Origin of the sequence: Streptomyces sp. NPDC051173 (assembly GCF_040689515.1) — a bacterium.
Lineage (GTDB): Bacteria > Actinomycetota > Actinomycetes > Streptomycetales > Streptomycetaceae > Streptomyces.
Genome location: NZ_JBFBBD010000122.1, coordinates 1 through 13755, shown reverse-complemented (window position 1 = coordinate 13755; position 13755 = coordinate 1). Strand labels below are relative to the sequence as shown.

Below are 13755 nucleotides of genomic sequence, written 5' to 3'. Positions count from 1 at the left end.
GGACGGGCTGAAATCAGCCCGTCCGGCGTTTGAGGACAGGGGGTCTGGGGGCTTGCCCCCAGTTTCGGGAAGGGGCGGGGCAGGGGAACAAAGCGCCGCAGGCGCCAACCGGCCCGCAGCCAGAGGCTAAAGCTTCCGCAGCGACAGCCGCTGCACCTTATGGTCCGGCCCCTTCCGGAGGATCAGGTTCGACCGGCCCCGCGTCGGCGCCACATTCTCCAGCAGATTCGGCTTGTTGATGGTGCGCCAGTTCCGCCGCGCGTAATCCAGCGCCTCCTCCTCCGGCACCTGCGTGTATCTCCGGAAGAACGAGTGCGGATCCTGAAACGCCGTCAGGCGCAGCTTCTTGAACCGCTCGTAGTACCACCGCTCGATGTCCTCGCTCCGCGCGTCCACGTAGACGCTGAAGTCGAAGAAGTCGGCGAGCCCCACGCGCGTACGCCCGTCCGTGCCCGGGAGCGCGGGCTGGAGGACGTTGAGGCCCTCGATGATCAGGATGTCCGGGCGGTGCACGGTCAGCCGCTCGCCGGGCACGATGTCGTAGATCAGGTGGGAGTAGACCGGCGCGGTCACCTCGTCCTTGCCGGCCTTCACGTCGGCGACGAAGCGGGTGAGGGCCCGGCGGTCGTAGGACTCGGGGAAACCTTTCCGCGACATCAGGCCCCGGCGGTGCAGCTCCGCGTTGGGCAGCAGGAAGCCGTCCGTGGTGACCAGCTCGACGCGCGGGTGCTCGGGCCAGCGGGCCAGCAGCGCCTGGAGGAGGCGCGCGGTGGTCGACTTGCCGACGGCGACGCTGCCCGCGACCCCTATGACGAAGGGCGTGCCCGGCTGCGAGCCGTGGCCACGGGTCCCGGCCTCGCCGAGGAAGGTGTTGAGCGTCCCCCGCAGCCGGCTCGTGGCGCCGACGTAGAGGTTGAGCAGCCGGGAGAGCGGCAGATAGACGTCCCGCACCTCGTCGAGGTCGATCACGTCGCCGAGCCCGCGCAGCCGCTCGACCTCCTCCGCGGTCAGGGGCAGCGGGGTGTTCTCGCGCAGGGCGCTCCACTCGGCGCGGGTCAGGTCCACATAGGGGGACGAGTCGCGGCGGCGCTGCTGCTGCTCTGAGGTGGTCGGCACGGGCCCATTGTGCGCGGGTGGCGCGCGCGGCTCACTTCCGGGTGGCGGATGCGGGGGTTCTCGCCGGTTTTGGGTGACTCGCGCGGCGCCGGACGGTGAAGTTCCGCGAGGGCCCTGTACCTACTGGCGGGTCAGGACTACGGTCCCCCCATCTCCGGCCCACCGGCACCCACCACCGGCCGCCGCACCCCGCTAGGAACGCCGTGTTCGTTCTCCTCGCCCTGCGCAACTCCGTACGGGTCTCCCTGCGCCACTTCGTACGCCGCCTCGCGCGCCGGCTGCGCCCCGCCCCGGCCGCCGTCCGGGCGGTGCCGGACCCGCGCCCCGACCTCGCCGCGCTGGTCTCGGGCGAGCTGGCCGCCGAGCTGCCGGACGAGGACCTCGGCCAGGACCTGGACGACTGCCTGGACCGCTACGAGTTCGGCAGCAAGCCGCGGTGCGAGGAGATCGAGTACCTCGAACTGGTCCAGGACGCGATCGACCGCATCGAGCGGGGGCGTTGAGGGGCGTACGGAGGGGCGTACGGGGGCGCGTGGACACTTCGGTGCGCCCGCGTTCCGCCATTGGGGGCACCCGCCCGCCCCTGGGCCGTACGCTGCTGCGCATGTGCGGAATCGTTGGCTATGTGGGAGGGCAGTGCGCCCTCGACGTCGTATTGGCCGGGCTGAAGCGCCTGGAGTACCGCGGCTATGACTCGGCCGGGGTCGCCGTGCTCGCCGACGGCGGGCTCGCGGCCGCGAGGAAGGCGGGCAAGCTCGCCAATCTGGAGAAGGAGCTCGCCGGCCGCCCGCTGCCGTCCGGCCCCACCGGCATCGGCCACACCCGCTGGGCCACCCACGGCGGCCCCACCGACGCCAACGCCCACCCGCACCTCGACAACGCGGGCCGCGTCGCGGTCGTCCACAACGGCATCATCGAGAACTTCGCCGAGCTGCGCGCCGAGCTCACCGACCGCGGCCACGCCCTGGGTTCCGAGACCGACACCGAGGTCGTCTCGCACCTGCTGTCCGAGGCGTTCTCCTCCTGCGGCGACCTCGCCGAGTCGATGCGGCAGGTGTGCCGCCGGCTGGAGGGCGCGTTCACCCTCGTCGCCGTGCACGCCGACGAGCCGGACGTGGTCGTCGGCGCCCGCCGGAACTCCCCGCTGGTCGTCGGCGTCGGTGACGGCGAGTCCTTCCTCGCCTCCGACGTCGCCGCCTTCATCGCCCACACCCGCGACGCCCTGGAGCTCGGCCAGGACCAGGTCGTGGAGCTGCGCCGCGACGGTGTGACGGTCACGGACTTCGACGGCGCGCCCGCGGACGTCCGGGCGTACCACGTGGACTGGGACGCCTCCGCCGCCGAGAAGGGCGGCTACGACTACTTCATGCTCAAGGAGATCGCCGAGCAGCCGAAGGCCGTCGCGGACACCCTGCTCGGCCGCATCGACGCGGCGGGCACGCTGGCGCTGGACGAGGTGCGCATCCCCGCCTCCGTGCTGCGCGAGGTCGACAAGGTCGTCATCGTGGCGTGTGGCACGGCGTACCACGCGGGCATGATCGCGAAGTACGCCATCGAGCACTGGACGCGGATCCCGTGCGAGACGGAGCTGGCGAGCGAGTTCCGCTACCGCGACCCGATCCTCGACCAGCGGACGCTGGTGATCGCGATCAGCCAGTCCGGCGAGACGATGGACACCCTGATGGCCCTGCGGCACGCGCGGGAGCAGGGCGCGCGGGTGCTGGCGATCTGCAACACCAACGGCTCGACGATCCCCCGCGAGTCGGACGCCGTGCTCTACACCCACGCCGGGCCCGAGGTCGCGGTGGCGTCCACGAAGGCGTTCCTGACCCAGCTGGTCGCCTGCTACCTCGTCGCGCTGTACCTGGGCCAGGTGCGCGGCACCAAGTGGGGCGACGAGATCCGCTCGGTCGTGCGCGAGCTGTCCGCCATCGCCACGCAGGTGGACGAGGTGCTGGAGACGATGGAGCCGGTACGGGAGCTGGCCCGCTCCCTGGCCGACAAGAACACCGTGCTCTTCCTCGGCAGGCACGTCGGCTATCCGGTGGCCCTGGAGGGCGCCCTGAAGCTCAAGGAGCTGGCCTACATGCACGCCGAGGGCTTCGCGGCCGGCGAGCTGAAGCACGGCCCGATCGCGCTGATCGAGCGGGACCTGCCGGTCGTCGTGGTCGTCCCCTCGCCGCGCGGCCGCTCGGTCCTCCACGACAAGATCGTCTCCAACATCCAGGAGATCCGCGCGCGGGGCGCCCGGACGATCGTGATCGCCGAGCGGGGCGATACGGCCGTACGCCCCTACGCCGACCACCTCATCGAGATCCCGCGGACTCCCGTGCTGCTCCAGCCCCTTGTGGCCACCGTGCCGCTCCAGGTCTTCGCGTGCGAGCTCGCCACGGCGCGCGGCAACGAGGTCGACCAGCCCCGCAACCTCGCGAAGTCGGTGACCGTCGAATGATCGTCGGAGTGGGCATCGACGTCGCCGAGATCGAACGCTTCGACGCGGCCCTGCGCCGCACGCCGGGCATGGCCGACCGGCTCTTCGTCGAGCGTGAGCTGTATCTGGCGAGCGGCGAGCGGCGGGGCATCGCCTCCCTCGCCGCCCGCTTCGCCGCGAAGGAGGCCGTGGCCAAGGCCCTGGGCGCGCCCGGCAATCTGCTGTGGACGGACGCGGAGGTGACCACGGAGCCGACCGGCCAGCCGCGCCTGGTGGTCACCGGCACGGTCGCGGCGCGGGCGGAGGAACTGGGCGTACGGTCCTGGCACGTCTCGCTGAGCCACGACGCGGGGGTGGCGTCGGCGGTGGTGATCGCGGAGAAGTGAGGGGCGGCCCCCGTTCGCTACGGGGGCCTTTCGCGGTGCCGGGTGCGCCGGCGGCGGCCGCCGATGGGGTGGGCCGGGCCCCAACCGGCCTTTGTGCGCGTGTCAGTGGGCGGGAGTACGGTTCTGATGGACGAGTCAGAACGGAGCACCGTATGCCCCCGCACTTTGACGAGTACACCGGAGCGCGTGTCGCGCGTGTCCGTAAGGTCCGGCGGTTGACGCAACGCGAGTTGGCGGACCTGTCCCACGTCTCCTACAGCACGCTCACGAAGGTCGAACAAGGGGCGTTGCCCGCGAGCCCCTCGGTGGTCGGGGCGCTGGCCCGCGCGCTGTCCGTGCCGGTCACCGAGCTGATCGGGCAGCCGTATCTGGAGGAGCTGCGGCAGGACCAGTTCGACGGGCTGATCCAGCCGATCCGCGAAGCGCTGAACGTGTACGACCTCGGGCCCGACCCGGACGTCTCCCCACGAATCGTGGAGGAGTTGGAGGCCCACGCGGACGCGTTGTGCGGGCTGGTCCGAGCGGCGAATATCAAGCAGGTGGCCGTTGAACTCCCGGGCCTGATCCACGAGGCCACGACAGGGGCGCACCTGTCGCCGAGCGACCGCTGGTGGAGGCTGCTGGCCAGCGTCTACCGCACGGCTTACGACGTCACGACCAAGCTCAGCCACCCCGATCTGGGCATGGTCGCCCTGGACCGGATGGGCTGGGCCGCCCAACAGGCATCCGATCCCGTCCTGAGCGCCATCCGGCAGTACCTGCGTGGAGTGGCCTACCTGCGGGCGGGCGACTGCCGGACCGGAACGCGTCTCGTCCGGCTGGGCATGTCCACCCTGGAGCAGGCGGAGCCCGGCCGGGCGCTGGACGTGGCCACCGGACAGTTGCACCTGGGGTCCGCAGTGCTGGCAGCGCGGGGGAAGTCCGAGGACGCGGCCGGCGCGCACCTTGACGAGGCACAGCGCATCGCGGAACAGACCGGGCCCGCTGAGGAAGTCCACTGGCTCTCATTCGGGCCGACCAATGTCGACGTCCACCGTGTGAGCGTGCTCGCCGAGTTGGACCGCTACCCGGAAGCCGTATCCGCTGCCCAGGCGATGGCGGTTCCTCAAGGGTGGGCGCCCTCCCGCCTGGCCCATCACCACACGGAGGTCGCGCAAGCCCAAATGTGGACGGGTCACACAGAAGCGGCCTTCAAGAACCTGCAACTGGCCCGAAAGATCGCTCCCCAGCAGACGCGCTACCACCCGACGGTGCGGGAGACGTACGCGGGCCTGGAGTCGGCGAAGCGGCGCATGCCGGAGACGTTCGGCAACTTCGGGGCATGGCTCGGTATATGACTCGGAGTCAAGCGGTGGCCGGAGGAGTCAGCGACGTCTGATAGTTCCGGCCACGGTGCGTCGGCACGATGTGGGGGCAGGACCCCCGCGACCGCGCGAACGGCCCGGGGGCATGGCCAACGCCGACTAGGAGCGTCAACATGCCGAAGCTTATCCACCGGGTCGTCGACTGGGCGAGGGCAAGATTCAGCGCACGTACGCCCGAACTCACCGTGCCGGAGCCGGAATCAGTGCCTCCGGCTCAGCCCGCGACGTCGCAGAGCGAGCTCTGCGACGTCTACGTCTGGGCCACAGCCCACGGCATCGACCTCAAGCCGAGCTCGCCCCTGCGCACTTGCGACTGCCGTACGCACGAGGCGGTGGAGAGGTTGAGCGCGAGGGTGGCCGAGGCGAACCGGGCGAGCCGGCGGGGGAGAGGCGAGGGAGGCCCGGCCGCCGAGTGGCCGTAATCGGGGTCCGGCCCGCTTCCCCGTCTGCCCGCCGGCAGGGGGAGCGCTGGATAGCCTGTGAGACGTGCATCCGGCGAAGGAACGCATCGCGGCGGTCATCGGACAGCGGACGCAGGGCAGCGGCTACCTGCTCGCCCCACGTCTGGTGCTGACGGCCGCCCACGTGGCGGAGCGGACCGTGCGGGTGGCCGTTCCCGGCGGCGTCGGACTCGTGAGCTGCCGGACGCTCTGGACCCGGGACGACGAGCACGGCGACGCCGCGCTGCTGCTCGCCGAGCGGGACCTGGTGTCGCCGGAAGCGGCGGCCGCCTTCGAGCCGGTGGTCTGGGGGCGGGTCGGCGACCTGCAGGTCTGGCGCGAGGCGCAGGCGATCGGCTTCCCGCAGGCCGCGCGGGACGCGTACGACGAGCTCGACACCGAACAGCTCGTCGGCACCCTCAAGCCCGGCAGCCGGCTGCTCGGCGGCGACCACGTGCTCGACAGCGACCACGGCGCCCCGGCCCCGCTCGCGGACGGCGGTTCGCCGTGGGCGGGCATGTCCGGGGCGGCCGTCTTCGTTGGCGGCCTGCTGTGCGGTGTCGTCCGTGAGGACCCGGCCGGCTGGCGGCACGGGCGGCTGGCGGTGACGCCCATGTTCCGGGTCTGGTCGAACCCGGAGTTCCTGGACCTGTGCGCCGAGTACGGCCACAAGCCGGTGTCGCGTGCGCTGGCGTCGTCCTTGGAGATGGAGACGGAGTCGTTCGAGCGGCGGCTCTGCGACTATCTCGGCGGCCGTGCCGGGGAATTGACGATCGTCGGCCTGACGCTGTCCGACACCGAAGGGGAGACGTGGCCGCTCAGTCCCGCGTATCTGAGCCTGGAGATGACGGGCGTGGAGCGGCTCGCGGGGCGGCCGGGACACAGTACGCACTGGGACATGGCGACGGGCTTCGACATGGGCGGCCGCGGCGCGGACCGGCCCGAGAGCCGCTGTCCCCGGGTGACCTCCCCGCGCCGCGCCGAAGCGGCCCTCGCCGGACAGCGTCGCGTCCTCCTGCGCGGCGCCGCAGGCTCGGGCAAGACGACGTTGCTGCAATGGCTCACCACGATCACCGCGAAGGATGAACTCCCGCCAGGGCTCGACCACTTACGCGGCTGTGTCCCGCTGCCGCTCCCGCTGCGTACGCTCATCCGGCAGGGCGGCCTGCCGGGCCCGGAGGAGTTCCTGCATACCGCTGCCCGGCCGCTGTCCGGGCAGCCCGCCGCCCGGGGCTGGGTGACGCGGCGGCTGGCCGAAGGGAGCGTCCTGCTGCTGATCGACGGGGTGGACGAGGTCCCCGAGGCCGACCGCCGCCGCACCTTGACCTGGATCAAGGAGCTGCTGGCCGCCTATCCGGACGCCCGGTACGTCATCACGACCCGCCCTTCCGCCGTACGGGAGGGCTGGCTGGCGGACGCCGGGTTCACGGAGCTGGAGCTGCTGCCGATGAGCCGCGGCGACATCGCCGCCTTCATCGACCGCTGGCACACGGCGGCGGGCCAGCACCAGAGTGGGCAGCTCCGCGCTTTCCGGGCCGCGCTCGCCAAGGCGGTGGTGGCCAAACCGGACCTCGGCCGGCTCGCCACCAACCCCCTGATGTGCGCGCTGATCTGCGCCCTCAACCGCTCCCGGCGCGGCAGCCTCCCGGACGGCCGGATGGAGCTGTACCGCGCCGCGCTGGAGCTGCTGCTCGTACGGCGGGACCGGGAGCGCGACATCCCCGGCCCGGGGCTCGACCACGCCCAGCAGGTCGTGCTGTTGCAGAAGATCGCGTACTGGCTGATCCGCAACGGCCGTTCCGAGATCGAGTGGCCCAAGGCCGTACGGATCGTTGAAAGCGCGCTGCCGTACATGCCGTCGCTGGCGGAGCAAGGGGACGCGGCGAGCATCCTGCGCCATCTGGTGTTGCGGAGCGGGCTGTTGCGGCAGCCGACGACGGAGACGCTGGACTTCATCCACCGCACGTTCCAGGACTACCTGGGTGCGCAAGCTGCCGTCGATGAGGGTGACTTCGGCGTTCTGGTGGAGCACGCGCACGACGACCAGTGGGAGGACGTCCTGCGCATGGCGGTCGGTCACGCGACGCGGCGCGGCCGGGACGAGCTGCTGGGGATGCTGCTGGACCGGGCGGGCCGGGACGAGCCGCACCGGCACCGGCTGCGGCTGCTGGCGGCGGCCTGCCTGGAGCACGCCACGGAGCTCGATCCGGCCGTACGCAGACGGGTGGCCGACGCGGCGCTGCGGCTGGTGCCGCCGCGCGACGTGCGGTCGGCGAAGGCGCTGGCGCGGGCCGGCGGGGTCATCCTCGACCTGCTGCCCGGGCCGGACAGCGAGCGGCTGCAGAAATTCGGCAACAAGTCGGACGAGGTCGCGCACGCCGTCGTCGTGGCCGCGACGACGGTGGCGGACGCCCGGGCCATTCCCCTGCTGTCCGGATACGCCGACCACCGCAGTCTGGGGGTGCGCGCCCAGCTCGCCTGGGCGTGGGACCGGTTCGACACCGACCACTATGCCGACGAGGTGATAGCCAAACTCGCTTATACGGGTGAGGGATTGGAAGACCTGGAATTCGTGGTGCAGTCGAAGGCCCAGGTCTCCGCGCTGAGACGGCTCGGCGGCCGGCCGTGGGTGCGGTGCGTGGGCGCGCTGACGGCGGACGACCTCACGGACCTGGGCACGCCGGTGCTGAACACGCTGTCGTTCCGCTCGAACCCGGAGGCCGTCGACCTCCGCGCGCTGCGCTCCTGCCCGCCGCTGACGGCGCTCGGCATCGTGGAGTCACGAGGGTGGTCGCACCTGCGCGCCGTGAACAGCGAGGCACTCCACACGCTGAACCTCGCGGTCAGCCACGACCCCGGCGACCTGGACGCCGTGTCGGACATGGCGAGGCTGGAGGTGCTGACCCTCGACTGGCCCAGGACGACGCCCCGGCCGTCCCTGGAAGTGTCCCTGCCGCCCGGTGTCCGGGACCTGCAGCTGGGCGGGGGCCCGTCAGTCGGATTGCGGCTGCGGGACGCGGCGCGGTGCCGCGCGCTGAGCTATGTGTCGTACGTCGGCACGGACGCCACCGTGCACGGACGCCTGGCGCTGGCCGACCTCCCGGCGCTGAGGGAACTGAGGATCATCGGCGCGTCTTTGACCACCTGGGCGTCCGCCGAGCCGCTGCCGAGGGTGAAGCGCCTGTTCCTCGACGAGCCACGCGATCTCGCCGGGCTCGCCCACCTGGCGCCCGCTTTTCCCGGCCTCAGGAAACTCTGGTTCTACTGCGACTCCACAACGGAAGTCCTTGACGCGGCCCACCTGGCGGACCTGGGCTCCTGCCGCCTCTCCCTCCGGCACTGCGGCCCCGTCCTCAACGCCCACCGCCTCCCGGCAGACACGGGACTCACCGTCAACGCGGCACAGCGCCACGCGTAGCGCCGCTCGTAGGGTCACGAGCGGCGCTATGGGCTGCGAAGGTCGTCGCGGGCTTTCGAGCAGGGCGTGGCTCTGATCGCTCAGCGCATCGCCTCGGCCAGGCGCCGGTCCAGATCGGCGTCCAGCCGGGCCATGTCGTCCTCGCTGGGGTCGTAGCCGTTCCACGCGTGCAGCAAATGGCGGGTCTGCTCGGCGAGTTCGGCCCGTTCGGCTGGGGGAAGACACTCCTCGGCGAGGCGGGCGAGATAGGAACGCAGCGACAGGCCCTCGGCTGCTGCGGCCTTTGCCAGTCGGCCGTGTGCCTCGGCGGGGATGCTGATGTTGGCGTCTGCCATGGCCTGTTCCCCTTTCGTCCGCCAGGTAGCGTACGGGTGCGCGCCCGCACCCGTCACCACCTGATCAGGCGACGCCTCACCCCACCACATCCCGCCAGACCCCCCGCAGCGCCTCCGCCACCGCTGATGCCGTCAGTGGGGCGGCGCCCAGGGAGCGGGCCGCCAGGCCGTGGAGGTAGGCGCCCGCCGACGCCGCGTCGTAGCCCGTGAGGCCCGCTGCCAGGAGGGCACCCGTCAGGCCCGAGAGGACGTCGCCGCTGCCCGCTGTCGCGAGCCAGGGGGTGCCCGTGGGGTTGACGCGCACGGGGTGGCGGGCGGCGGCGATCGCTGTGGTGGAGCCCTTGAGGAGGGCGGTGGCGCCGTAGTGCTCGGCCAGGGCGCGTACGGACACCAGGCGGGCCGATTCGACGCGTTCGCGGGTCCGGCCGAGGAGGACGGCGGCCTCGCCCGCGTGCGGGGTGAGGACGGTTCCGGCGGAGCGGGCCCGCAGGGTCTCGGGGGAGAGCAGGCGGAGCCCGTCCGCGTCGATCAGGACCGGGACGTCCGAGGCCAGGACGTCCTCCAGCGCCCGCCGCGCGTCCGGGCCGTCACCGAGACCGGGGCCGACGACCCAGGCCTGTACCCGCCCCGCCTTCGACGGCGGGCCCGCGGAGACGAGCGTCTCGGGGAAGCGTGCGATGACCGCCTCCGCCGCGGGGCCGACGTAGCGCACGGCCCCCGCGCCCCCGTGCAGCGCGCCGGCCACGGCGAGGACCGCGGCGCCCGGATAGCGGGCCGAGCCCGCGACGATGCCGACGACACCGCGCCGGTACTTGTCGCTCTCGGCCTGCGGACGCGGCAGCAGCCAGGCGACGTCCGCGTGCTGGAGCGCCTCGGCCTCCGGCGTGGACGGCAGCCGCAGCCCGATGCCGACGAGCCGCTGCGCGCCCGCGTGCTCGCGCGCGGGGTCGAGCAGGAGGCCGGGTTTGTACGCGCCGAAGGTGACGGTCACGTCCGCGTGGACGGCCGCGCCGTGCACCTCGCCGGTGTCCGCGTCGACACCGCTGGGCAGGTCGACGGAGACGATCGTCCCGCCCCCGGCGTACGCGGCCCGTGCCAGCGCCTCCGCCTCCGGCCGCAGCCCGCCCTTGCCGCCGATGCCGACGATGCCGTCCATGACGAGGTCGGCACGGCGCACGGCCCGGTCCGCGGCCTCGGCGGAGGCGACCCGTCCGCCCGCCGCTCGCAGCGCGGCCAGGCCGCCCGCGTGCGTGCGTTCCGGGGCGAGCAGGACGGCGGTGACGCCCGCACCGCGCCGGGCCAGCCGGGCGCCCGCGTAGAGCGCGTCCCCGCCGTTGTCCCCGCTGCCGACGAGCAGCGCGACCCGAGCCCCGTACGTACGCCCCAGCAGGTCCGCGCAGGCGGCCGCGAGCCCGGCCGCCGCGCGCTGCATCAGGGCGCCCTGGGGGAGCTGTGCCATGAGCGCGCGCTCGGCGGCCCGTACGGTCTCGACGCTGTACGCAGTCCTCATGCTCCCCAGTGTCACCTTCGGGCCTGCCGCACGCCCCTGTATTGCCCGGGATCCGGCAGTGCGGGCGCGCGGAAACGGACACCTGAGAGACTGACGGGGATGAACGAGACACCGATGCGCGCCCGTGCCCTGGTCGACCTGGCCGCCCTGAGGGCCAACGTACGCCTGCTGCGCGCCCGTGCGCCCCGGGCACAGCTGATGGCTGTCGTCAAGGCGGACGCGTACGGCCACGGCGCGGTCCCGTGCGCCCGTGCGGCCCGCGAGGCGGGCGCGGCCTGGATCGGCACGGCCACGCCGGACGAGGCGCTCGCGCTCCGCGCGGCCGGTGACCGGGGCCGCCTGATGTGCTGGCTGTGGACGCCGGGCGGGCCCTGGCGGGAGGCCGTCGAGGCGGACATCGACGTGTCGGTGAGCGGCCTGTGGGCCGTGCGCGAGGTGAGCGAGGCGGCCCGCGCGTGCGGCCGCGTCGCCCGCGTACAGCTGAAGATCGACACCGGTCTCGGCCGCAGCGGCTGCCAGCCCGACGACTGGCCGGAACTGATCGCCGCCGCCCGCGCCGCGGAGGACGAGGGCCTGATCGAGGTCACCGGCGTGTGGTCGCACTTCGCGTGCGCGGACGAGCCGGGCCACCCGTCCATCCAGGCGCAGCTGCGGGTCTTCAAGGACGCGCTGCGCTACGCCGAGGAGCAGGGCATCGAGCCGGAGGTGCGGCACATAGCCAACTCCCCGGCGACCCTCACGCTGCCGGAGAGCCACTTCGACCTCGTCCGCACCGGCCTGGCGATCTACGGCGTGTCGCCGAGCCCCGAGCTCGGCACGCCCGCCGAGCTCGGCCTGCGGCCCGTGATGACGCTGTCCGCGTCGCTCGCCTCCGTCAAGCGCGTGCCGGGCGGGCACGGTGTCTCATACGGGCATCACTACGTCACGCCGGGTGCCACTACTCTCGCCCTCGTTCCCGTCGGCTACGCGGACGGGATCCCGCGGGCCGCGTCCGGGACGGGGCCCGTGCTGATCGGGGGCAAGTGGCGGACGGTCGCGGGCCGGGTGGCCATGGACCAGTTCGTGGTCGACCTGGGTGGCGACAGCGCGCACGCGGGCGACGAGGCGGTGCTGTTCGGACCGGGCGACCGGGGCGAGCCGACCGCCGAGGACTGGGCGCGGGCGACCGGAACCATCGCCTATGAGGTCGTCACGCGCATCACCAGCCGGGTGCCTCGCGTCTACGTCGGTGAGACCGTGGACGGGGACGCGGGTGTGAACGGCGCCGCGCGGGAGAACGTGAACGAGAGTACGGACGTGATCGGGCAGGAGAGCTAGGACACGGGGGGCACGGCATGAGCGACAGCGCGAATACCGACGGGACGGGTGTGGCCCGGGTTGCCGACGTGGCGGACTCGGTCGCCGCTGCGGCCGGGGCCGCCGGGTGGCGGCGGGGCGCGGGTGTCGCCACGGCCGCGATCGGCGTGGTGGCCGCCGGAGCCGCGGTCGGCGTGGCGGTGGAGCGCCTGACCGTGGGGCGCGGGGTGCGCCGCAAGGCCCGGCTCGCGCTGGACTCGATGGGCCCGTACGGCACGCTGCGGGGCCGGCCCGGGCGGGCGGTCGCCGAGGACGGCACGGAGCTCTACTACGAGGTCGACGAGGTGGAGGACGCCCCGGCCGGCTCCCCCGACGGCGCGCAGGAACCGCTGCTGAAGCGGATCTTCGGGCGGCGCCCGCCCCCGCCGGTCACCGTGATTTTCAGCCATGGTTACTGCCTGAGCCAGGACGCCTGGCACTTCCAGCGGGCCGCCCTGCGCGGGGCCGTCCGCACGGTCTTCTGGGACCAGCGCAGCCACGGCCGTTCGGAGCGCGGCCGCTCCCAGCTGGACGGGAGCGTCCCGGTCTCCATCGACCTGCTGGGCCGCGACCTCAAGGCGGTCATCGACGCCGCCGCCCCCGAGGGGCCACTGGTGCTCGTGGGGCACTCCATGGGCGGCATGACGATGATGGCGCTGGCCGCGCAGTACCCCGAGCTGATCGCCGAGCGCGTCGTCGGCACGGCCTTCGTCGGCACGTCCTCGGGCGGCCTCGCGGCCAACACGTACGGGCTGCCGGCCGCGGGCATGAGCGTGGTGCGCCGGGTGCTGCCGGGCGTCTTCAAGGTGATGACCACCCAGCCGGAGCTGGTCGAACGCGGCCGCCGGGCCACCGCCGACCTCTTCGCCGGCATCATCCGCCGCTACTCGTTCGGCTCCCGCGACGTCGACCCGGCCGTCGTCCGCTTCGCCGAACGCCTCCTGGAGGCGACCCCGGTCGACATCGTCGCGGAGTTCTACCAGGTCTTCGCGGAGCACGACAAGGTCGAGGCGCTCTGCACGTTCGCCGACTGCCCCGTCGTCGTCATAGCGGGCGACAAGGACCTGCTGACACCGAGCGCCCACTCCGAGGCGATCGCGGAGGTACTCCCGGACGCGCGGCTGGTGTTGCTACCGGGCGTTGGTCACCTGGCGATGATGGAGCAGCCGGAAGTGGTTTCCGGGTGCTTGGTGGAACTGCTCGCTTCTGCGGCGGGGGTGGCGTCCGCTTCGCGCGAGCGGGTCTCGGGGGCACGCCGGAGGGTGTGAACCGGGGGGTTCCCTGGGGCTCGCGCCCCAGACCCCGCAACACGGCTTCGCCGAGTTGTCCTCAAACGCCGGACGGGCTGAATTGCGAGCTACGGTTCGCGAAATCCAGCCCGTCCGGCGTTTGAGGACGCGCCCGCTGGGGGCACCTCCCA

Annotated in this window: 11 protein-coding genes; 8 read left to right on the top strand and 3 right to left on the bottom strand. The window is 72.8% G+C overall.

Annotation, left to right across the window (positions count from 1 at the left end; translation table 11 throughout):
* Positions 1–126: 126 nt before the first annotated feature.
* Positions 127–1116: a type I pantothenate kinase gene (coaA, locus tag AB0435_RS33100; RefSeq protein ID WP_366428637.1), complete on the bottom strand. Its 990-nt coding sequence runs from the start codon at positions 1114–1116 to the stop codon at positions 127–129.
* A 203-nt stretch (positions 1117–1319) separates the two neighbouring features.
* Here coaA and AB0435_RS33095 point away from each other — a divergent pair, with 203 nt between their 5' ends.
* The 6 genes from AB0435_RS33095 (at position 1320) to AB0435_RS33070 (ending at position 9155) form a co-directional block, all read left to right on the top strand.
* Positions 1320–1619: a hypothetical protein gene (locus AB0435_RS33095; RefSeq protein ID WP_366005721.1), complete on the top strand. Its 300-nt coding sequence runs from the start codon at positions 1320–1322 to the stop codon at positions 1617–1619.
* Positions 1620–1720: 101 nt separating this feature from the next.
* A complete protein-coding gene (glmS, locus tag AB0435_RS33090) occupies positions 1721–3568 on the top strand; it encodes a glutamine--fructose-6-phosphate transaminase (isomerizing) (RefSeq protein ID WP_366428636.1) in 1848 nt (615 codons plus the stop codon).
* Entirely contained in the window at positions 3565–3933 is a 369-nt protein-coding gene (locus AB0435_RS33085) for a holo-ACP synthase (protein WP_366005723.1), read from the top strand. Before glmS ends, AB0435_RS33085 begins: the two co-directional genes overlap by 4 nt.
* A gap of 152 nt (positions 3934–4085) precedes the next feature.
* Positions 4086–5270, top strand: a complete 1185-nt coding sequence (locus AB0435_RS33080) for a helix-turn-helix transcriptional regulator (protein WP_366005724.1) — start codon at positions 4086–4088, stop codon at positions 5268–5270.
* 140 nt (positions 5271–5410) lie between these two features.
* Complete coding sequence (locus tag AB0435_RS33075) at positions 5411–5719, top strand: hypothetical protein (RefSeq protein ID WP_366005725.1); 309 nt, start codon at positions 5411–5413, stop codon at positions 5717–5719.
* A gap of 64 nt (positions 5720–5783) precedes the next feature.
* A complete protein-coding gene (locus AB0435_RS33070; protein ID WP_366428635.1) occupies positions 5784–9155 on the top strand; it encodes an NACHT domain-containing protein in 3372 nt (1123 codons plus the stop codon).
* A gap of 80 nt (positions 9156–9235) precedes the next feature.
* On the opposite strand, the gene AB0435_RS33065 is transcribed toward AB0435_RS33070, so the two are convergent.
* Positions 9236–9490 (bottom strand): hypothetical protein, encoded by a 255-nt coding sequence (locus AB0435_RS33065; protein ID WP_366428634.1) that lies wholly within the window; start codon positions 9488–9490, stop codon positions 9236–9238.
* A 76-nt stretch (positions 9491–9566) separates the two neighbouring features.
* On the bottom strand, positions 9567–11000 hold the full coding sequence (locus AB0435_RS33060; RefSeq protein ID WP_366428633.1) for an NAD(P)H-hydrate dehydratase: 1434 nt from the start codon (positions 10998–11000) through the stop codon (positions 9567–9569).
* A gap of 99 nt (positions 11001–11099) precedes the next feature.
* Between AB0435_RS33060 and alr the strand changes: the two genes are divergently transcribed.
* Positions 11100–12317 (top strand): alanine racemase, encoded by a 1218-nt coding sequence (gene alr, locus AB0435_RS33055; RefSeq protein ID WP_366005730.1) that lies wholly within the window; start codon positions 11100–11102, stop codon positions 12315–12317.
* 17 nt (positions 12318–12334) lie between these two features.
* Positions 12335–13603 (top strand): alpha/beta hydrolase, encoded by a 1269-nt coding sequence (locus tag AB0435_RS33050; RefSeq protein WP_366005731.1) that lies wholly within the window; start codon positions 12335–12337, stop codon positions 13601–13603.
* The last annotated feature ends 152 nt before the right edge of the window (positions 13604–13755 follow it).